The 20320-nt window shown below is 59.8% G+C and carries 17 protein-coding genes and 1 pseudogene; 16 read left to right on the plus strand and 2 right to left on the minus strand.

What is annotated here, in order from left to right; genetic code table 11:
* The first annotated feature begins 21 nt into the window (after positions 1 to 21).
* From ACNJX8_RS07820 to ACNJX8_RS07885, 14 genes are all read left to right on the plus strand, one after another.
* Positions 22 to 2010, plus strand: coding sequence for a conjugal transfer protein TraG (locus ACNJX8_RS07820; protein ID WP_439360144.1), 1989 nt, complete (start codon positions 22 to 24; stop codon positions 2008 to 2010).
* A 7-nt stretch (positions 2011 to 2017) separates the two neighbouring features.
* Positions 2018 to 2443 carry a CopG family transcriptional regulator gene (locus tag ACNJX8_RS07825; protein WP_439360145.1) on the plus strand — a complete coding sequence of 142 codons (426 nt, stop codon included), beginning with the start codon at positions 2018 to 2020 and terminating at the stop codon, positions 2441 to 2443.
* Between the two features lie 134 nt (positions 2444 to 2577).
* A complete protein-coding gene (locus tag ACNJX8_RS07830) occupies positions 2578 to 3912 on the plus strand; it encodes an MFS transporter (protein WP_439360146.1) in 1335 nt (444 codons plus the stop codon).
* 229 nt (positions 3913 to 4141) lie between these two features.
* Positions 4142 to 5056 carry a P-type conjugative transfer ATPase TrbB gene (gene trbB / locus ACNJX8_RS07835; RefSeq protein ID WP_439360147.1) on the plus strand — a complete coding sequence of 305 codons (915 nt, stop codon included), beginning with the start codon at positions 4142 to 4144 and terminating at the stop codon, positions 5054 to 5056.
* A 1-nt stretch (position 5057) separates the two neighbouring features.
* The gene (locus ACNJX8_RS07840) at positions 5058 to 5381 is read left to right on the plus strand and encodes a TrbC/VirB2 family protein (protein WP_439360148.1); all 324 of its coding nucleotides are present in this window, start codon (positions 5058 to 5060) and stop codon (positions 5379 to 5381) included.
* Positions 5381 to 5644 (plus strand): VirB3 family type IV secretion system protein, encoded by a 264-nt coding sequence (locus ACNJX8_RS07845; protein WP_439360149.1) that lies wholly within the window; start codon positions 5381 to 5383, stop codon positions 5642 to 5644. The genes ACNJX8_RS07840 and ACNJX8_RS07845 overlap by 1 nt, the downstream gene beginning before the upstream one ends.
* A gap of 10 nt (positions 5645 to 5654) precedes the next feature.
* Positions 5655 to 8096 (plus strand): conjugal transfer protein TrbE, encoded by a 2442-nt coding sequence (gene trbE / locus ACNJX8_RS07850; protein ID WP_439360150.1) that lies wholly within the window; start codon positions 5655 to 5657, stop codon positions 8094 to 8096.
* Positions 8093 to 8821, plus strand: a complete 729-nt coding sequence (gene trbJ, locus ACNJX8_RS07855; RefSeq protein ID WP_439360151.1) for a P-type conjugative transfer protein TrbJ — start codon at positions 8093 to 8095, stop codon at positions 8819 to 8821. The genes trbE and trbJ overlap by 4 nt, the downstream gene beginning before the upstream one ends.
* The gene (gene trbK-alt / locus ACNJX8_RS07860) at positions 8821 to 9189 is read left to right on the plus strand and encodes a putative entry exclusion protein TrbK-alt (RefSeq protein WP_439360152.1); all 369 of its coding nucleotides are present in this window, start codon (positions 8821 to 8823) and stop codon (positions 9187 to 9189) included. The genes trbJ and trbK-alt overlap by 1 nt, the downstream gene beginning before the upstream one ends.
* A complete protein-coding gene (trbL, locus tag ACNJX8_RS07865; RefSeq protein WP_439360153.1) occupies positions 9186 to 10415 on the plus strand; it encodes a P-type conjugative transfer protein TrbL in 1230 nt (409 codons plus the stop codon). Before trbK-alt ends, trbL begins: the two co-directional genes overlap by 4 nt.
* Before the next feature lie 93 nt (positions 10416 to 10508).
* Complete coding sequence (gene trbF, locus ACNJX8_RS07870) at positions 10509 to 11192, plus strand: conjugal transfer protein TrbF (RefSeq protein ID WP_439360154.1); 684 nt, start codon at positions 10509 to 10511, stop codon at positions 11190 to 11192.
* Positions 11189 to 12223, plus strand: coding sequence for a P-type conjugative transfer protein TrbG (gene trbG / locus ACNJX8_RS07875; RefSeq protein WP_439410314.1), 1035 nt, complete (start codon positions 11189 to 11191; stop codon positions 12221 to 12223). The genes trbF and trbG overlap by 4 nt, the downstream gene beginning before the upstream one ends.
* On the plus strand, positions 12220 to 13431 hold the full coding sequence (locus ACNJX8_RS07880; RefSeq protein WP_439360155.1) for a TrbI/VirB10 family protein: 1212 nt from the start codon (positions 12220 to 12222) through the stop codon (positions 13429 to 13431). Before trbG ends, ACNJX8_RS07880 begins: the two co-directional genes overlap by 4 nt.
* Positions 13432 to 13435: 4 nt before the next feature.
* Entirely contained in the window at positions 13436 to 13678 is a 243-nt protein-coding gene (locus tag ACNJX8_RS07885; RefSeq protein WP_439360156.1) for a DUF2274 domain-containing protein, read from the plus strand.
* Between the two features lie 164 nt (positions 13679 to 13842).
* Here the strand turns inward: ACNJX8_RS07885 and ACNJX8_RS07890 are convergent, their stop codons facing one another.
* Positions 13843 to 14751 (minus strand): TauD/TfdA dioxygenase family protein, encoded by a 909-nt coding sequence (locus ACNJX8_RS07890; RefSeq protein ID WP_439360157.1) that lies wholly within the window; start codon positions 14749 to 14751, stop codon positions 13843 to 13845.
* A 484-nt stretch (positions 14752 to 15235) separates the two neighbouring features.
* Positions 15236 to 15865 (minus strand): FMN-binding negative transcriptional regulator, encoded by a 630-nt coding sequence (locus ACNJX8_RS07895; protein WP_439360158.1) that lies wholly within the window; start codon positions 15863 to 15865, stop codon positions 15236 to 15238.
* A 176-nt stretch (positions 15866 to 16041) separates the two neighbouring features.
* Here ACNJX8_RS07895 and ACNJX8_RS07900 point away from each other — a divergent pair.
* Together ACNJX8_RS07900 and ACNJX8_RS07905 are read left to right on the plus strand one after the other, a co-directional pair.
* A pseudogene (locus ACNJX8_RS07900) lies at positions 16042 to 16323 on the plus strand (transposase); the annotation flags it as partial.
* Between the two features lie 3276 nt (positions 16324 to 19599).
* Positions 19600 to 19833 carry a cold-shock protein gene (locus ACNJX8_RS07905; protein WP_439360159.1) on the plus strand — a complete coding sequence of 78 codons (234 nt, stop codon included), beginning with the start codon at positions 19600 to 19602 and terminating at the stop codon, positions 19831 to 19833.
* The last annotated feature ends 487 nt before the right edge of the window (positions 19834 to 20320 follow it).

Below are 20320 nucleotides of genomic sequence, written 5' to 3' on the forward strand. Positions count from 1 at the left end.
AGTTGCGGAAGGACGCTCGGAATGTCCGGAACCAAAATCCTCTGGGGGCAGGTGATCGTTGTCGGTCTGATCGTCTTGCTGGCCATCTGGGGAGCAACCGAGTGGACGGCGTGGCGGCTCGCCTATCAGCCCGAACTCGGTCGACCCTGGTTCGAATTGTCGGGCTTTAAGGTCTACTACCCGCCAGTCTTCTTCTGGTGGTGGTTTGTTTACGATGCCTACGCGCCACAAGTCTTTGTCGAGGGTGCCTTCATCGCGGCGTCCGGGACCTTCGTTTCGATCGCGGTGGCAATCGGCATGTCGGTGTGGCGCGCGCGCGAGGCCAAGAATGTGGAGACCTACGGCTCGGCGCGGTGGGCCGGCTTGGAGGAGGTTCGGACAGCCGGACTTCTCGGTCCGGATGGCGTGGTGCTGGGCAAGCTCGACCGCGGCTACCTCCGCCATGACGGACCGGAGCACGTGTTGTGTTTTGCGCCAACCCGATCCGGCAAAGGCGTGGGTCTTGTGGTCCCTTCGCTGCTGGCTTGGCCCGGCTCGGCCATCGTGCACGACATCAAGGGGGAGAACTGGCAACTGACCGCGGGCTTTCGCTCGCGTCATGGCCGCGTCCTGTTGTTCGACCCGACCAACCCGAAATCCTCGGCTTACAATCCGCTTCTCGAGGTCCGGCGCGGAGAATGGGAGGTTCGCGATGTGCAGAACGTTGCCGACGTCCTGGTCGACCCCGAAGGCTCGCTCGATAAGCGGAACCACTGGGAGAAGACCAGTCATTCGCTCCTGGTCGGCGCCATCCTCCATGTCCTCTATGCCGAGGCGGACAAGACCTTGGCTGGCGTCGCCGCTTTCCTGTCCGACCCGAAGCGACCGATCGAGGCGACGCTGAAGGCGATGATGACCACCGCGCACCTTGGCGAGCAGGGCGCCCATCCCGTGGTCGCCTCAACCGCGCGCGAACTCCTCAACAAATCCGAGAATGAACGCTCCGGCGTCTTGTCTACCGCGATGTCGTTCCTCGGACTTTATCGCGATCCCGTGGTGGCCCAGGTGACCTGCCGCTGTGACTGGCGGATTGCCGATCTGATCGCAGACAGCCGTCCCACGACGCTTTATCTCGTGGTGCCGCCCTCCGATATCTCGCGGACCAAGCCGTTGATCCGCCTGGTGCTGAACCAGATTGGCCGACGCCTGACCGAGGATCTGCACGCCCGCGACCGCCTGCATCGAGTCCTGATGATGCTTGACGAGTTCCCCGCACTCGGGCGGCTTGATTTTTTTGAGTCTGCGCTCGCCTTCATGGCGGGGTATGGCATCAAGAGCTTCTTGATCGCGCAGTCGCTCAATCAGATCGAGAAGGCCTACGGGCCCAACAACGCGATCCTCGATAACTGCCATGTCCGGGTCAGCTTCGCGACCAACGATGAGCGGACGGCCAAGCGGGTGTCCGATGCACTGGGCACAGCGACAGAGATGCGGGCGATGAAAAACTATGCCGGTCACAGGCTTAACCCCTGGCTTGGGCATCTGATGGTTTCGCGCCAGGAGACGGCGAGGCCGCTGCTGACCCCGGGCGAAGTCATGCAGCTTCCGCCGATGGACGAGATCGTCATGGTGGCGGGCACACCGCCGATCCGGGCGAAGAAGGTCCGCTACTACGAGGATCGCCGGTTCACCGAGCGGGTTTTGTCGCCGCCCGATCCGGCGAGCGCCGGCCGATCGCCGCGAACGGACGGATGGTCAGCGCTCGGATCGCTGAAGCCGACGGGAGGTCCGGCTGACAAAGCCCCGGAGGCCGAGGAAGACACGGCGAATAGCGGGCTCCGTCGTGAGCCCGAGCTCCCCGATCACGTCGCAATCGTCAAAGAAACAATCGAACCGACGCCGGCAGAGGAATTTGCCGCCGTTCTCGACGATGACGATGACGTGGTCCGCCAGTCCCGGCTCGTGCGCCAACAAATGTGCGGTGTCGCCCGTCAGGTCGCCATGGACCCGAATGACGGTATGGAGCTCTGAGGGCAAGATGCGCGACCGAATGAATGTCTATTTCCCGCCAGAGCTTCTGAAACAGATCTCGGAGCTCGCCGATCGCAAGAAGCTTTCACGGTCTGCGATCGTGGAAGCGGCTGTCGCCTCGTTTCTGTCACCGGATGGAGCGGACAGGCGGGAGGCGGCGTTTAGCCGTCGCCTGGATCGGCTGTCGCGTCAGATGCAGAGGCTGGAGCGGGACGTTGGTTTGACAGCGGAGACCTTAGCCCTCTTCATTCGCTTTTGGCTGACGATTACGCCGCCTCTACCCAACGACGCGCAGGCGGCCGCGCAGGCAAAGGGTCGGGAGCGCTTTGAAGGATTCGTTGAGACCTTGGGACGCAGGTTGCAGAAAGGCCAGAGCTTTCTACGTGAGATTCCGGAAGATATCCGCCGTCAGGAACCGGTCGACGAATCCTGACCGAGCATCGTGGATGCGCAAACGCGCCGACCCTTCTTTTTCTACGCCAGCCTACGACCGCAGCGATTTAGCCGAACCGACGAAAAGCTAGTCACGCTATCGGCTTGCACGAGCTGACAGCAAGAGGGGCCAGCATGCAGATTTCAGGGGCATGGCGCCTCACCGCGCGCGTATTTCTCCCGTTTGCGGTTGGATACTATCTTTCGTATTTGTTTCGAACGATCAACGCTTCGATCGCTAGTCATCTCAACTCGGATACCGGGCTCGGGACTGCCGACCTCGGGCTGCTTACGTCAGTCTATTTCCTTGTGTTCGCGGCGGCTCAGATCCCCGTCGGCATATTGTTGGACCGCTTTGGTCCACGTCGTGTCCAGAGTGTTCTGCTCTTGCTCGCAGCAGCGGGCGCCGGACTGTTCGCGGTATCGACCAATTTCCTGTCGCTTTTGATCGCGCGTGCAATGATCGGGTTTGGTGTTGCTGCGGCGCTGACGGCAGGACTGAAGTCCATCATCCTCTGGTTCCCCAAAGAGCGAGTTGCCTTGCTTAACGGCTATATGATCATGCTGGGGTCGCTAGGAGCGGTGACCGCTACGGCTCCCGTCGAACACCTACTCGCTTGGATGGGCTGGCGGCCGCTCTTTGAGATTCTAGCGGCCGCTACCGGAGCGACGGCCATTCTCATCCATGTCGTGGTGCCCGAACGAGGCATTGTCTCATCGATAGCGTCAACCCCCGCGACCCTTAGCTCCGTTTTCGGCGATCGGCGCTTTTGGCGAATGGCCCCGTTGTCGGCGACTTGCATCGGATCGGCCTGGTCCCTGCAGGGATTGTGGGCATCGCCGTGGTTGACAGACGTTGAGGGGCTTAATCGCGCAGGTCTCGTCAGACAGCTGTTCATAATGTCGATCGTCTTGAGCTGCGGTGCCTGGTTGTTCGGTATGACGGTCCATTACATCAAACGAAGGGGAATCGGGGCGGAGGCAATATTGGCGATGGTTGCAGTACTATTTATCGCAGCTGAGTTTGCCTTGATCCTACGAGCGCCTCTGCCATCCATCTTGCCCTGGTCTGTTATCGCAATTGTCGGAACGGCAACCGTGGTCAGCTTCGCGGTGATAGCGGATTACTTTCCGCCGGAGCTTGCCGGTCGTGCCAACGGCGCCTTGAACGTCTTGCACTTTGGTTGGGCGTTTCTGGCACAATACACGACAGGTCTTATCCTGGAGCAATTGTCTCCGAATGATGGCCATAGGCCCGTCCAAGCCTATCAAGTCGCGTTCGGTCTCAACGTAGCACTGCAGATCGCGGCGTTGGTCTGGTTTGCGCTGCCTTGGGGCCGGTCCATCGCTTCATGGATGAGTTCGATCCCTTTCTTCATGCCAGCTTCTATTTCCAACGCTGTCGAGTCAGCTGGCTTGTATGAAAATTCGGTCATCCTCTTGCCTGCGGATGACGATGTGGAGTGGTGAGCAGCAACCCGTAGCGAACGGATGCCGTTGAGCAGACCCCAAGTATCGGTTCTCAGGCTTTCTTTTTCTACGCCAGCCTACGATCACCGAAAGCGCTTGTTGCGCCAAGTCCATCGGTGCCTTTTCTAATCATCCCCATCTGAGGACGCTCGTTGGACGTCCTGATTCGGTGGGGCGAACGGTGGCAATCCATTCCATTCAATCGGAAGCGAGTTCGCGCGGTGCGCGAATGCTGCGCAGCGCGCTCGGGGCAGCGATTGCCGGTTACCTCGAAGACGAAGCGATCATCGAGGTGATGCTCAACCCAGATGGGCGGCTGTGGATCGACCGGTTGTCGAATGGTCTGATCGACACAGGCGAAACCCTGTCGGCTGCGGATGGCGAGCGCATTGTTCGCTTGGTCGCGCATCACGTAGGCGCCGAGGTGCATGCCGGCGCGCCACGGGTTTCGGCAGAACTGCCCGGGACCGGTGAGCGTTTCGAAGGTCTCTTGCCTCCGGTCGTTGCAGCACCGGCCTTTGCTATCCGCAAGCCAGCGGTCGCGGTGTTTACGCTCGACGACTACGTCGCCAAGGAGATCATGACCTCGGAGCAGGCCAAGATCCTGAAGGGCGCGGTCGCTGCACGGAAGAACATACTCGTCGCCGGTGGGACATCTACCGGCAAGACAACACTGACGAATGCCCTTCTGGCCGAGGTGGCAAAGACTACTGATCGGGTCGTGCTGATCGAAGATACGCGCGAACTTCAGTGCAAGGCGCCCAATCTTGTAGCGCTGCGGACCAAAGACGGCGTGGCCACGTTATCGGACCTCGTTCGGTCCTCGCTGCGTCTACGACCTGATCGCATCCCGATTGGCGAAGTCCGAGGTGCCGAGGCGCTCGATCTGCTCAAGGCTTGGGGTACAGGCCATCCCGGCGGCATCGGCACTATTCATGCGGGCACCGCGCTCGGTGCGCTGCGACGGCTCGAGCAACTCATCCAGGAAGCCGTCATCACGGTTCCGCGTGCCCTGATCGCCGAGACCATCAACCTCGTCGCTGTCCTTGCGGGCCGCGGCGCTGACCGTCGCCTCGCCGAGCTCGCCATCGTCTCTGGGCTCGGAGACGCCGGTGACTATAGCCTTTCATCAGCAGGAGACTGACATGCGTCAGCAATTTCGCTTTCTTCGAGGTGCATCGTTGGCCGCCTTCGGCGCGGTGCTTTTGGGAGCGGCGCCGGCATGGGCGGCTGGTTCGAACATGCCGTGGGAGCAGCCACTCAATCAGATCTTGCAGTCGGTTGAAGGTCCGGTCGCCAAGATCATCGCCGTCATCATCATCGTGGTGACCGGGCTCACGCTCGCGTTCGGGGACTCGTCAGGTGGTTTCCGTAGGTTGATCCAGATCGTGTTCGGTCTGTCGATCGCGTTTGCCGCCTCGAGCTTCTTCCTGTCGTTCTTCTCCTTCGGCGGCGGCGTGGTGATCTGATGGATGATCAGGTGGCAGGCTTTGTCGTGCCCGTTCATCGCGCACTCACTGAGCCAATCCTGATGGGCGGCGCGCCGCGGTCGGTCGCGATCGTCAACGGCACGCTGGCGGCAGCCCTTGGACTCGGACTGCGGCTCTGGATCGCGGGTCTCGTCCTCTGGTTCATCGGCCACATGGCCGCTGTCTGGGCGGCCAAGCGCGATCCCGCGTTCGTCGATGTGGTGCGCCGACATCTGCGCATTCCCGGCCATCTCAACCTCTGAGCTCTCGGTCATGATGAACCTTGCCGAATATCGCCATTCCAGTGCACGCCTCGCCGACTTCCTGCCTTGGGCAGCCCTTATCGACGAAGGAATCATCCTGAACAAGGACGGCTCGTTCCAGCGGACGGCAAAGTTCCGGGGACCTGACCTGGATAGCGCAGTGCCCGCTGAACTTGTCGCCGTCGCCGGCCGTCTGAACAACGCGGTCCGTCGCCTCGGATCCGGGTGGGCCGTATTCGTTGAGGCGCAGCGTCATTTCGCTGGGGCCTATCCTCCGAGCACGTTTCCGGATGTCGCATCCGCGCTCGTGGACGCGGAACGCAGGGCTCAGTTCGAGGAGGCGGGCGCTCATTACGAGTCCAGCTATTTCCTGACCTTCCTCTTTCTGCCTCCGGAGGAGGGAGCGGCTAAGGCGGAGCGATTGCTCTATGAGGGCCGGGATCGCACCGTTGGAGCAGACGCGCGCGAGGTTCTCCGCGGATTTATCGACCAAACCAACCGCGTGCTTCAACTCGTCGAAGGGTTCATGCCGGAATGCGCCTGGCTCGATGATCAAGATACGCTGACTTATCTGCATTCAACGATCTCGACCAAACGTCATCGGGTTCGAGTGCCCGAGATTCCCATGTACATCGATGCGCTGTTGGCCGATCAGCCGCTGACCGGCGGGCTCGAGCCGATGTTGGGCCCGGCCAATTTGCGGGTGCTGACGATCGTGGGCTTTCCTGGGGCGACGACCCCGGGAATTCTGGATGACCTGAATCGCCTGGCGTTCTCGTATCGTTGGTCGACCCGAGCGATCATGCTCGATAAGACCGATGCCACCAAGCTGCTGACCAAGATTCGCAGGCAGTGGTTCGCAAAGAGAAAGTCCATCGGCGCCATTCTCAAGGAGGTCATGACCAACGAGGCGTCGACGCTGCTCGATACCGACGCGCATAACAAGGCAATGGACGCCGATGCGGCCTTGCAGGAACTGGGTTCGGATCAGATCGGACAGGCATTCGTCACGGCAACCATCACGGTGTGGGACGGCGATCCAAATGGTGCCGATGAAAAGATGAGGCTGGTCGAGAAGGTCATTCAGGGGCGCGATTTCACCTGCATGATCGAGACGGTGAACGCCGTCGAAGCCTGGCTCAGCAGTCTGCCGGGGCACGTCTACGCCAATGTGCGGCAGCCGCCGGTTTCGACCCTTACCCTCGCCCATATGATTCCGATGTCGGCCGTGTGGGCTGGCGAGGCGAGAGACCTGCACTTCAAGGCCCCGCCTCTTCTGTTTGGCAAGACCGAGGGATCAACACCGTTCCGCTTCTCCCTCCACGTCGGTGACGTCGGCCATACCCTTGTGGTGGGACCAACCGGTGCCGGCAAGTCGGTGCTGCTCGCTCTGATGGCGCTGCAATTCCGGCGCTATCCGAACTCGCAGGTCTTTGCGTTCGATTTCGGTGGTTCGATCCGGGCGGCCGCGCTCGCCATGGGCGGCGACTGGCATGATCTCGGCGGTGCGTTGTCTGACGGGGACGAAGACCCTGTCGCTCTGCAACCATTGGCCTGGATCGACGATCCTAATGAGCGCGGATGGACCACGGAATGGATCGGAGCGATCCTGGCACGGGAAAAGGTCGAGATCACCCCGGAGGTGAAGGATCATCTGTGGTCGGCGCTCACCTCCCTCGCCTCGGCGCCGAGGGAGGAGCGCACGCTCACGGGCCTCTCAGTCTTGCTGCAATCCAATTCCCTGAAAAGGGCCCTGCAACCCTATTGCCTCGGCGGTCCCTCCGGGCGCCTGCTCGATGCCGAATTCGAGCGCCTTGGCGAGGCCTCGGTCCAGGTTTTCGAGACCGAAGGCTTGATCGGAACGAGTGCTGCGCCGGCCGTGCTGGCGTACCTCTTCCATCGTATCGGGGACCGCCTCGACGGCAGGCCGACACTCTTGATTGTTGATGAGGGCTGGCTTGCCCTCGACGACGAGAACTTTGCCGGCCAGCTCCGCGAATGGCTAAAGACGCTTCGGAAGAAGAATGCGTCCGTCATCTTCGCTACCCAGTCGTTGTCGGATATCGACGGCTCCGCGATCGCGCCGGCGATCATCGAAAGTTGCCCAACGCGCCTGTTGCTGCCGAACGAACGAGCGATCGAGCCGCAGATCACCGCCATCTACCGCCGCTTCGGACTCAACGACCGCCAGATCGAACTTCTAAGCCGGGCAACGCCAAAGCGCGACTACTACTGCCAGTCGCGTCGGGGCAACCGGATGTTCGAACTTGGGCTTGGTGAAGTCGCGCTCGCATTCGCCGCAGCCTCTTCCAAGGCAGACCAGGCTGCTATCACACAGCTCGTCACCGAACATGGACCTGACGGCTTTGTCTCGGCCTGGCTACAGCAGCGTGGCACCGCCTGGGCCGCCGACCTGATTCCCAATCTCGTCAATCTGGAGAAATCGCTATGAGACCTCTTGGCCTATTGGCGACCACGGCCGCCTTCGCGCTGTTGCTTGGCGTCACGGTGCCCGCACGGGCGCTGATCGTCTTCGATCCCACCAACTACGTCCAGAATGTCCTGACGGCCGCGCGGGAGCTGCAGCAGATCAACAATCAGATCACCTCGTTGCAGAACGAGGCACAGATGTTGATCAACCAGGCGAAGAACCTGGCAAGCCTGCCGTACTCGTCGCTGCAGCAACTGCAAAACTCGATCCAGCGGACCCAGCAATTGCTGGCTCAGGCGCAGCGCATTGGCTACGACGTCCAGCAGATCGATCATGCCTTCTCGACGAGCTACGCGCCGGCGACCGGCAGCCAGTCGAATCAGTTGCTGATCTCCAACGCCCAATCGCGCTGGCAGAATACTTACTCGGCAACGCAAGACGCGCTTCGCGTCCAGGCCGGCATCGTTGGCAACCTCGACACTAATCGTATCCAGACGTCCACACTCGTAACATCAAGCCAGGGTGCCAGCGGCGTGCTGCAGGCAACACAGGCTGGCAACCAGATTCTCGCGCTGAACGCGCAGCAACTCGCCGACCTCACCGCTGTCGTGACGGCGCAGGGCAGGGCGCAAAGCCTTGAAGTCGCGCAACGCGCGGCGGCCCAGGACCAGGGCCGCGAACAGCTCCGGCGGTTTCTTACGCCAGGGCAGGGCTATCAATCATCTAACGTGCAGATGTTCCACTGATGACCGACATCCGGGCATTCAAGGCGTTATCACTGCTTACGACAATTGGCGTGTTGGTCGTCACTGCCTGCACGATTCAGCTTCTCGGCGGAGACGGTCCTCCGCCGCCGAAAGCGGAGCAGACGACAAACGCAACCAGCTCAGACCTCGCGCGCTGCCGCAGCGTCACTGCGGAGCAAGCAGGGGACTATGAGCGTTGCAAGCAAGTTTGGGCCGAAAACCGCCGTCGCTTCCTTGGCAAGAAAGACGGTCCCGCAGTTCCAGGTCGCGATGATTCCGCCGCCGGCGTGGCGCTCGCTCCAAAGGATCAAAGCCGGATCTCGCAGGGATATCCGAACTTGGCGACCCCTGAGGCGAGCAAGCCATGACTGGTACGGGGATCATTGACCAGTTCCTTGAAACGTTCACGCGTTATATCGACAACGGATTCGGATTGCTGGGAAGCGAGGTTGGATATCTCGCAACGACCCTTGCTGCGATCGACATTACGCTCGCGGCGTTGTTCTGGAGTTGGGGAACGGACGAGGACATTATCGCGCGCCTTGTCAAGAAAACGCTATTTGTAGGCGTCTTTGCCTACCTCATCGGCAACTGGAACAGCCTCGCGCGTGTCGTCTTCGAGAGCTTTGCCGGTCTTGGGTTGAAAGCATCCGGCGCAAGCCTATCTGCATCGGATTTTCTGCGGCCGGGAAAGATCGCCCAAGTCGGACTTGATGCCGGCCGACCGTTGCTCGATTCGATCTCAAACCTGATGGGCTACATCAGTTTCTTCGAGAATTTCGTCCAGATCGTCGTTCTCCTGTTCGCCTGGGCCGTGGTGCTGCTCGCCTTCTTTATTCTGGCGATCCAGCTCTTCGTCACCCTGATCGAGTTCAAGCTCACGACACTGGCCGGCTTCGTGCTCATTCCCTTTGGCTTGTTTGGCAAGACCGCCTTCGCGGCGGAACGCGTTCTGGGCAACGTCATATCTTCCAGCATCAAGATCCTGGTCCTGGCCGTCATTGTCGGCATCGGCTCCACCCTGTTCTCGCAGTTCACCGCGGGTTTCGGCGGTGCACAGCCGACCATCGAAGACGCAATGACGCTGGTGCTCGCGGCGCTCTCCTTGCTGGGCCTCGGCATCTTCGGTCCGGGTATCGCAAACGGCCTGGTATCAGGCGGACCGCAACTCGGCGCCGGCGCCGCGATCGGAACAGGCCTTGCTGCCGGCGGCATTGTTGCGGCGGGCGCGGGACTTGCCGCTGGCGGTGCTGGTCTCGCTGGCGGTGCGGTTGCAGGCGCCGCACGCGGTGGCGGCGCGGTTGTAAGCGGAGCATCGGCCGCCTATCGAAGCGGTGGCCTTGCCGGCGTCGCGGAAGCTGGCGGCTCCGCTGCCATGAGCCCGTTGCGTCGTGCAGCGGCTGCGCTCGGCGGAGGTGGGGAAGCCGGTGCGCAGACCGCGAGCACTTCGGCCGAAGGGCAGCCCGACTGGGCGCGCCGCATGAAGCGTGCTCAGACCATTCGGCATGGTGCCTCGGCCGCCGGCCACGCGGTCCGCTCGGGCGATCATGGCGGCAGCGGCTCCTCCGTCGATTTGTCCGAAGGAGAACGCTGAGATGCACCACTGCATCTCCGCCGCACCGCGGCGCTTCAAATCCACCTATCGCACGACTTGAAACCGATCACTCGATACTAGGGGCAACCATCAATGTTCAAACGGCCATCAGTTCACTACGGGCGCATGCCTGAGCCGATTACGCCTTATCAAAAAGCCGCGCAGATTTGGGACGAACGCATTGGATCGGCGCGTGTGCAAGCCAAGAACTGGCGCCTAATGGCGTTCGGCTGTTTGATGCTGTCGGCCGGTCTCGCTGGCAGCCTTGTCTGGCAATCCAGCCAAGGCTCGATCACGCCATGGGTGGTCGAAGTCGATCATCTCGGCCAATCCCAAAGGGTTGCTCCTGCGAACGTCGACTATCAGCCTACAGATGCTCAGATCGCGTACCATCTGGCGCGCTTCATCGAGGATGTCAGAGGTCTGCCGGCCGACGGCATCGTTCTGCGCCAAAACTGGCTCCGCGCCTATGATTTTACGACCGATCGCGGCGCCGCTGCGCTCAATGATTACGCGCGCAACAATGATCCCTTTGCCAAGCTGGGTAAGGCGCAAATCTCCGTCGATGTCTCGAGCGTCATTCGCGCGTCGTCGGAGAGCTTTCGCGTCGCGTGGACCCAGCGCGTCTACGACAACGGCTCGTTGAGCTCGACTGAGCGCTGGACCGCAATTCTCACGATCGTGATCGAGACACCGCGCGATGCCGAACGCCTGCGCAAGAATCCCCTTGGCGTCTACGTCCGCGCCATCAACTGGTCAAAGGAGTTGAGTCAGTGACCAAGACGCTGTTTGACGTTCGATCGAAGCATCCAGCCGCGCAAAGTAGGCTCAATTCGGCCTGGCCCGAGTTCGTGAATACAAGGCGTGCGTTGTTGTCCGCTCTTCTACTTGGTTCATCTGCGCTCGGTGGCTGCGCGACCTACATTCCTCCGGAAATCAGCTATGACGCGGAAGTCCCTCCGTTACCGTCGACGCCAGTAGCTCTCGACGATAGATCGCGACCGCTTCACGTTCCGCCTCTCTGGAAACCAGCCCTCGGCGGCAAGCCGGGAGGGAAGGAAGACGCTGAACCCGTGAGCCGGGTTGAGACCGCAAACAGCGCAGCCCGGGTCGAACCGCGCAAGCGGGGGTATTTCAACGCGGCGCAAATCTACGCCTACAGTCCGGGGGCGCTTTATCAGATCTACGCCGCACCGGGGCAGATCACGGATATCGCGCTCGAGGAGGGAGAACAGTTGACGGGATCAGGGCCGATCGCGGCCGGAGATACCGTCCGCTGGGTCGTCGGCGACACCGAAAGCGGAAGCGGCGACACACGGCGGGTCCATATCCTGGTCAAGCCGACCCGAGCGTCGATCGAGACCAACCTCGTCGTCAATACCGACCGGCGCACCTACCTGATCGAACTCCGCTCCCGCGAGCGGCCATATATGCCATCCGTTGCCTGGTACTATCCGGAAGCGGCGCGCGAACGATCCCCTTCAGTTGCTCTGAAGCCCGTCCTGCCGGATCCGGCGCATCGTATGTCCCGCTATGCCATCGAAGGGGACAGCCCTCCTTGGCGGCCGCTCGCCGCATATGACGATGGCCGCAAGGTCTACATCGAATTCCCGGCGGGGATCGTGCAAGGCGAGATGCCTCCGCTCTTCGTCATTGGCCCAGACGGCAAGACCGAACTCGTCAACTATCGCGCTTACGGCAACGTATTGATCGTTGATCGGCTGTTTGCTGCCGCTGAACTGCGGCTTGGCGGCGAGCACCAGCAGAAAGTCAGGATTGTCAGGACCGACGGGAGGCCGTCGTCATGAACGCTCGGAACGTAAACGATCACGAGCAAGCAGTTCCGCCGGAGTCACAAGGGGAGCAGCTCGAGAGCTTCCGCTTGAGAGCAGAGCATCCGCGCGTGACGCGGTTGTCGCGGAAGGTCTTGGCCGGCGGGAGCGCGGTTGCCCTGCTTGTCATTGGCGGAGCGGTGCTATGGTCGCTACAGAACAATCGCTCACGTAATCAAGCGGCCGATGAGCTTTACAGTACCGACCACCACAATGTGGCCGACGGCATAACGACGCTGCCGAAGGACTATGCTGGCGTCCCGCGCCAGTCGATCCCACAGCTTGGTCCGCCACTCCCCGGGGACCTCGGCCGACCGATCCTCGCCGCTCAAGCCCAGTTGCCGACGAGCGGCGCTGATCCGGGCCAGCAGCGGCGGGATCAAGAGACCGAAGCTGCTCGCATCAGTCGTCTATTCGCTTCGACCAATGGAAGTGAAGTACGTCCGCCCGCCGCTGCGGCTGTTGGAAGTGACCGCGTCGTGCCATCGAATGCAGCGGGGACCGGCGATGACGGATCTGCGCAAAACGGTCAAGACCGAAAGCTTGCCTTTGTGAGCGGTTCTGTGGATCGCCGCACGGTCAGTTCTGACCGCATCGCCAGGCCCGCTTCACCCTACATCGTGCAGGCCGGAACTGTGATTCCGGGAGCTCTGATTACAGGGATTAGATCGGATCTTCCAGGCCAAATCACCGCGCAGGTGACCGAAAACGTATACGACACGCCCACCGGTCGGTTCTTGTTAGTGCCCCAAGGAGCGCGCCTAATCGGGGTCTATGATAGCCAGGTCACTTTCGGCCAGTCGCGCGTTCTGCTCGTTTGGACCCGACTGATTATGCCGAATGGACGTTCAATCGTTCTCGAGCGGCAGCTTGGCGCTGATACTGCCGGATATGCAGGCCTCGAAGATCAGGTCGAAAATCACTGGGGTGAACTGTTCAAGGCTGCGGCACTATCGACGTTTCTGGCGGTCGGGACCGAATTGGGTGCCGGCTCGGACACCAACAGCAACGACAGCGCAATCATCCAGGCATTGCGACACGGCGCCTCCGACTCACTGAATCAAACCGGACAGCAGGTCGTTCGCCGCAGTCTCAGCATCCAGCCTACTCTGACTGTGCGACCTGGCTTCCCGGTTCGTGTTCTTGTCAATCATGACCTCATACTTACGCCCTATAGGGGGTGACAACATGCCAAAACTCAAAATTGGAGAGCTTCCAGACGACAAGCCGGTCAAAGTGAGTACGGAGCTGCCTGCGGCCGTGCATCGTGATCTCATTGCATATGCAGAAGCGCTTACGCGTCAGGGTGGTCAAATGGTCGATCCGACTAAGCTCATCGCTCCCATGTTGGCGCGATTTATGGCCACGGATCGAGGATTTTCTAAACTGAAACGTGAAGGCCACGTACCGGCCGCTGGCGAAGGACAGTGATGCTCAAGGTTTCCGAGACTGTTGGGCGACGCTAACTCTAGGCGCTGCCGAGCTGGCGCCAAGAGCCGAGATATCTTGTCGGAAAGGTGTGTTCGCGCCCGATACAACTCTGATTACCAGGTTTTCTCGGTTTTCAGACGCGAGGCGCTGGGTGCCGACTGCAGTTATTCGGTCGCCTTGAAGCGCGTTACACTGCTCCGGCCATCGACGCTGACAGGCACGTCACCCTCGACCGTGGCCCGCCGTACGACGCGATGCTGGTCCCCGTAATCGTTGACCGCGTAATGCTGCGTTGCGCGGTTATCCCATATTGCAATATCGCCCTCTAGCCAGTTCCAGCGCACAGTGTTTTCGGGCGCGGTGATGTGAGATTGGAACAGATCGAACAACTTTTGTCCGTCGTATTTGCCGACCCCAACAAAGTGCTTCACCAGGGCGCCGAGCACTAGCGTCCGCTCGCCTGTTTCGGGGTGGACGCGTACAACGGGATGCTCGGTCTCAAAAACCGTTCTGGTGAACACCTCGTCAAAGTGCTTCTTGTCGACCTCGCGGACACGCGCGATCCCGGCGTAATCGAAAACGTTGCTGTGAACGGCCCATAGGTCGTCGGCAAGCCGTTGTAGAGGCGGCGGCAGACCAAGATAAGCGGCAGCTGTGTTCGACCACACGGTGTCGCCTCCGAACCTTGGCATTACAACGGCCCGCAGGACCAAAATCTTGGGATAGGCGTCGGCGAAGGTCCCATCCGCATGCCAAACGTCTGCGCGACCGCCGCCGCGAGTGGAGTCCAGTTCTAGGAGCGACGCCATCCCCTTGGTAGCACCGAGCATCGGATGCGGCACTAACTTTCCGAGACGAGCGGCAAAGCGCTCCTGCTCGGCGTCATTGAGATGTCCTTGATTACGGAAGAAGATCACCTTGTGCTCGAGCAATAAGCTGTTGATCGCAGCGATCGCGTGATCCGGTAGATCGCCTGATAGCTTGATATTTTTGATTTCGGCGCCGATGCGCGCTGCACGTTTCACCACATCGGTGCTCGGAATGACGCCACCGATCAAAGCCGTTGTGCTCATGTTGCTTTTGTAAGCCCTTGCAGTTTCCTCTCGGAACGAATGATCTTCAGCAAGCATCGTGCCAAGCGAAAGACGACCGTGTACCGCCAATGGGCACTGAACGAATCGTGGTATTTGGCGCGAGTCATCGAACTGAGCCGATGGTTGGACCTAGTGACGAAAGAACTCGATCACCGACCTCCCCTTCTAATGTCGAACCGTGAAGCCGAAGCGGACAGCAGGAGGCGCCAACCCAGGCGGCGCTGGCAAGCCACAATGCCGAATGGACTTTCGATATTCGCGCTGTACTGGACCTGACACGAGATTGTGCCTCTGTCACAATACAGACAAGTGTCTACAGCGCGGTAAGCCCGAGCCGACTGTTCGGTTAGTAAATGTGGCGAGGTAATTGTATGCCTGGGTTAATCTCTACCGCTGGAGCGTGTGAGAGCTGCAGATGTAATGTCCATCGGCGCTGTTGGCCAAGGTCATACACATTATCGTCTCAGTCCTGAGCCAGGATAAGAGCTGCAACTTCCTGGTCCTGTGCCAGTTTGCTCGCCGCTAGGCCGGTGGCGACACCAACGCGATCAGGCGCAGGGCGGTTTTGACTCATCTTGCGCTTGCCTTCGACCATGGTGATCGGGATGCGCACGCCGACGATTTCACGCAACTGGACGGCAATGAAATCCGCGGGCGCATCGCTGACGGCCCAGGGCGTCGCACGTGACGCCTCATGGATATTCGTCAGACGCGTCACGATCTCAAGCAGGCGTTTAGGATCGTCGAAGAACTCGATCGGCCCATGGGCGTGGACCGCGATGTAATTCCATGTAGGCACCACGTGTTCAGTTTGACGCTTGCTTGGATACCAGGATGGTGTCACATAAGCCTCTGCGCCACTAAAGATCGCCAGAGCTTCTCCAATCGGGGCCGTGCGCCATTGCGGATTGCCCTTCGCCAGGTGCCCGTACAGCGCGCCGTGTTTGCCTTCGCTCTCATCGAGGAAGAGCGGAAGAGGCGTCGCCAGTGGCCCATCTGATGTCGCTGTGATCAGGTTGGCCAATCGGGCGCAGCGGATTGTCGCTCGAATGCTCTCGAGTTCGTCATCTCGAAAGTGGGATGGTATGTACATAGAGGGTCTCCGTTGGCTGTCGTCCAGATAAAACCCAAGTCAAGAAGCTAGAAAACCGCCAGTTTCAGTAGCTCCCGTAGAGGTGCTCCGCTTCCTCTTTTGACGTGAACTTTTTTGGATTTTTCTGGGACGTGACCCGCCACTAAGTATTTGTTCCAGAAGGCGAAGTAGTAAGAATCCGGCCTGAAGAGGGACGGACAGGTGAGGCGAGCAAGGTTCAGCAAGAGCAGATTATCGCGGTATTAAAGGAGGATGAGGCTTGGGCGAAACGGCTGACCTGACTCGCAAGCATGGGATCTCCGAAGCGACGATCTACAATTGGAAGGCTAAATTCGCCGGCATGGATGTCTCTGAGACCAAGCGCTAAGGCGCTGGGAGAGGAGAGCGCGAAGCTGAAGAAGCTTCTGGCCGAGCAGATGCTCGACGCGGCCGCCCTTCGCGAGCTGCTTTCAAAAAAGCGATAAGGCCGCCCACGCCGGGGATTTGCCGCGTGCCGATCTCCGCGCCTGGGTCCACTAGCCGACGTTAGCTCCTTGCGCAATGCGGGAAGCTTCCCCCCGGTCCGGCAGCACGACAACGACGTAGGCACGCGACGCGAGGGAGAGCCCTGGTCTAAGTGAAATATATAGCCAGCCCCCGGTTTCACCAACGCTACGGCGTGCACCGGTTCCGACTCCAGACATGTGAATCGAAAGTTAGGGGCGTGATGGAAGGCCCTCCGGGGCTGGCTGGCGGACCCTCGACCCCGAGCCCGAGCACAAGGCCGTGCATGTCCCCACGGCTCGTCCCAAGAGCAAACTGCAGATTCTTGCTAACGATCGGCTAAGATCCTCGCCGGGTTAGCGCGCGATGTGCTAGGTCAAGCCGCAGCGCGGATCGTGCGGAACGTCGCGTGGAGCTGTCTTGAGGCAGCGACTGCGGTCTTCTCGCCCGGCCCTCTGAGAAGTGTTCGCTTTGTAACACAGCTGACTGTCCCCGAGGGGGGCGTGGTATTCTGCCGAATGCCAGACCAATCTCCCGCCGAATTATTAGCACCGCTCGCTTGAACTGCTCGGCCGGCACCAGGCCGCCCTAACCAGCAATCCGAAAGCGAAGCGCGAGCTCGAGCAGATGGCCCGCGAGTACAAACAGATGGCGCACTGGCACGACCAGAACCCCCAGCATCGAGAGTAAGGCCGCCTCGGCCTGTCCTGATTCACGGCTGGGGCCGGATTAACCGCCTTGGTCCAGTGTTAGTACACATATGGTCGAAACGATGCTGTACCAGCAATTGGCGGTGCAGCGGTCTGCGCGGCGATCGTCGCCACCTTCGAGATCAAGGTGGCAATGGATCGTAGGCGCTTCAAAAGTAGCGCCGCCTCGTTGGCGCAGCTATCGTTCACGAACTTGTGGCGAAGGGATTGGATTGTTGATGCGGCCCTGGCCGATAGCCCCCGCCGTGCCAGAGCACAACGGCCCCGGCTGCAGCCAATTGGCTGGGGCCGCTTTTATGCGGGCGAGGCGCACTTGGGGCTTGCAATGCGAGGGGTCGCAACTGACAAGCGCGGGCGACGCTTTCGGTAAGCGCCTTCACGCCGACCTTGCAGCACAGCATCAATCCCCTTTGAGATTCGCTCTGGAGGCCAACAAAGATCGCTTGATGGCAACATAGCTATGTCCTTAGGTGCAGCGGTTCGGGAGTGGCCCGACGGGGCGCTATGCCACTTTGATCCGATCGAAAGGGATGAGGTGGCAGTTTGAACAGCATTCCGCGTTCGGCTCAGTGCGGCAGGACTTCCATGTTCTTCACCTCACTACGACGTGCCTTCGCAGGCAGGAAACGCTGAAGTCAACTGGAGTGATGCGAATATTGCTTCGGCAAATGCACAATTGCCCCATTGCCTGGATCGTAGCGCAACTCTATCGCAACATTTCTCCTTCTGCTGCCGGTCCGACAGACTTTGAGACGATAACCGTAGCCATCCAGCTTATTGGCTCTGACTCACTTCAGATGAAGTTCGACGGATGTCTGGCACTTTGATTGGAGAGGATCTCACAGTTCTGCTTCAGAAAGTCGGTTTGAAGCTCAGGAGCCTCGGTGATCGCGCAAACGCGCCCGCAAAGACCTACCAAGAATGGTCGGTCGCACTGTTTCGGGAAGTTGGTTATACTGTCGCTCTCAACGGAGGGGGATCCGTGCCCTACATTATTAGGTGTCATCGAACGGGGTTTAGCCGGAAGCATTTTTCGGTTCAAAGTTTGAGCGCAAGAGAAGCCCTGTGTAAGGCGGAGTGTCTTGAGAGATCGGGAGTAGACATAGACTATATTGATACTCCCTCAGGCGGACGTGTCGACCTCCGCACGTTCCGGAAGCTGGCTGAGGCGGAGGGCGACTTCGAACGAGAAATTCCCAGCCAATGATGGTGATCATACCTGCGCTTTCAGGAAAATACTCAAACATTTGAGCTCGCACCTACGAAGCCCTGTCACTTCAAAGCTGGCGCCTTCACGTTTCGATGCGATAGTACCTGGTGCATCGAGCGCGATGGTCTGCACCGGGTTCGTGTCGGTTTCGGCCTGGAATCTCCGAGGCACTTCCCTTCGGATACTAGTGGGCCGGCCAATTTGCGTTGTCTCGAATACGCGCATCGTTGCCCTCTCTAGCGTCCATCAACTTCGCGCAGATTCCACCATGCACAAGAACTAACAAGACGAGCGGCTGCCATGAACGATGGACATTGATTTGGTTCACTCTCAAGAACGCGGCTTCTCAAGCGAGTTCAGTATCGCGAGCTGCCTCGGACTGCCACCGAAGCAGTGTCACCTGCCGTTTAGATTGTTTCAGTCGAGAAGATGCTGCGCATTTCCGGATGCGTTCAAAAGACCGTTCACAGTCTTCAAGCCGAGCCCGTCTTACAGCAGGATGCATGATCCGGCGAAGCAGCCTAATCTGCACAGTAGGCGACCGTTGTTGAGCCACGAGCCTACGACAGCTTTCCGGGCCGGCAGGCTCAAAGCCGAGACCTTACTCGCCATAGCGAAGGACGTGCAGATTGCCGACTGACGCGCACGTGGGGTGCGGCGTTGTTTTGGTCCGGCGCAAACTATCCATGCTTGCTTGGGCCTGCCAGTCCAGCTTCGCGAACTGTCCTAGACATGCACTGCTGCCGGCGCTTGACTGCGCGGCACTTAGCTAGCCGAGGCGCCACGCTGACATAAAGAGTATTCGCCGTGAGGGCCTGTAAAACAGGCAGTGTGATTTTGCTTTGGGAGGAGTTCCTGGTTCATAGTAGCCAGCGGAAACGAAGATGAAACAGAAATGCGGACCGGGCAAAGCACCGGCAGAACAAGTTGTAAAAAGACATTAGGCGACAGACGCGCCGGCATTATTCGGCGGAAGAGAGGATCCGCATGGTGCTGTGCGCGAGAACATCTCGAGATCTGGCGCCCAGAAGGCATTGCCGCCTCGATGTATTGCAGCTAGTTCAAGGAGTCTGACGACGGACGTCAGCTCTCAAACGAATGTCGACAACTTGACCCTGCAGCCCGCTACGAAGTCCCTGCTGAACCTCCAATTCTCAATTCGGCACGGCCCTTGCCTGGTTAGGGTACCATCACGTATTGCTCCAGATACGGCGATGTTAGGGGCGGGCTCGGCGTCGCGAGCGTCTGGTCCGCCCCGCCGATTTGCTGTGGCTTGCGATTCCGACGCCTAAGCGGCCATGCCATAGCCTCGAACACACGTTAGATCAGAGATGCAGACTGGAACGGTAGTCTCCTACAGTGTTGAGAAGGGCTGGGGCTTCGTCAGACTCGACAACTGCGACGGCATGGATTTGTTCGTGCACATTTCGGACCTTTGCGACTGCACAGGGGCTGATCTGGTGCCGGGGACGCGCGCGTCTTTCGATCGTCGCTTCAACAAACGCCGCTCGAAGTACAGAGCTGCCGAGGTCAGACTAATCAATTGGAGATTCCGTATTTTCTGAAGCACGCGTTGCTTATCATTTGATATCGGAACGGCGATGCCGGAGAGCTTCCCTTGCAGGGCGCATTAAAATTGACGGCTTCCTCTCTGTACGTTCAGGTCGATCTTCAGAAGAATCGTGCCGACTCCAAGACTCCTTTTGGCGCAGTGACGTGCCACCTGGATGTCGTGAGCAATCCTGGTCAAAATCGTTCAATGAAGCATCGAAGATGTTGGACCATTTTAGGGCGCCGGGGTCATCTGACGGCAGCGTTTCGGCACGGACCTCGTACAAATACGATCGTTCCCAAACAACCGAAACTGGACGGCCGCGCCGACGGATCATACATGGATTCGGCGACGCCCGCGGTAACGCTCAGCGTAGTGCAGTCGACGATCTTGACGAGATCCTAGCCACGCCGCGTGTATTGGCCATCGGTATGTTCCAGACATGCCAACAACGCGGCGTTGAGCGTAGCGAAGATAAAACACGAACAGGCTATGGACGA

The sequence above is a fragment of the Bradyrhizobium sp. SPXBL-04 genome, from assembly GCF_051853035.1.
Classification (GTDB): domain Bacteria; phylum Pseudomonadota; class Alphaproteobacteria; order Rhizobiales; family Xanthobacteraceae; genus Bradyrhizobium; species Bradyrhizobium zhanjiangense.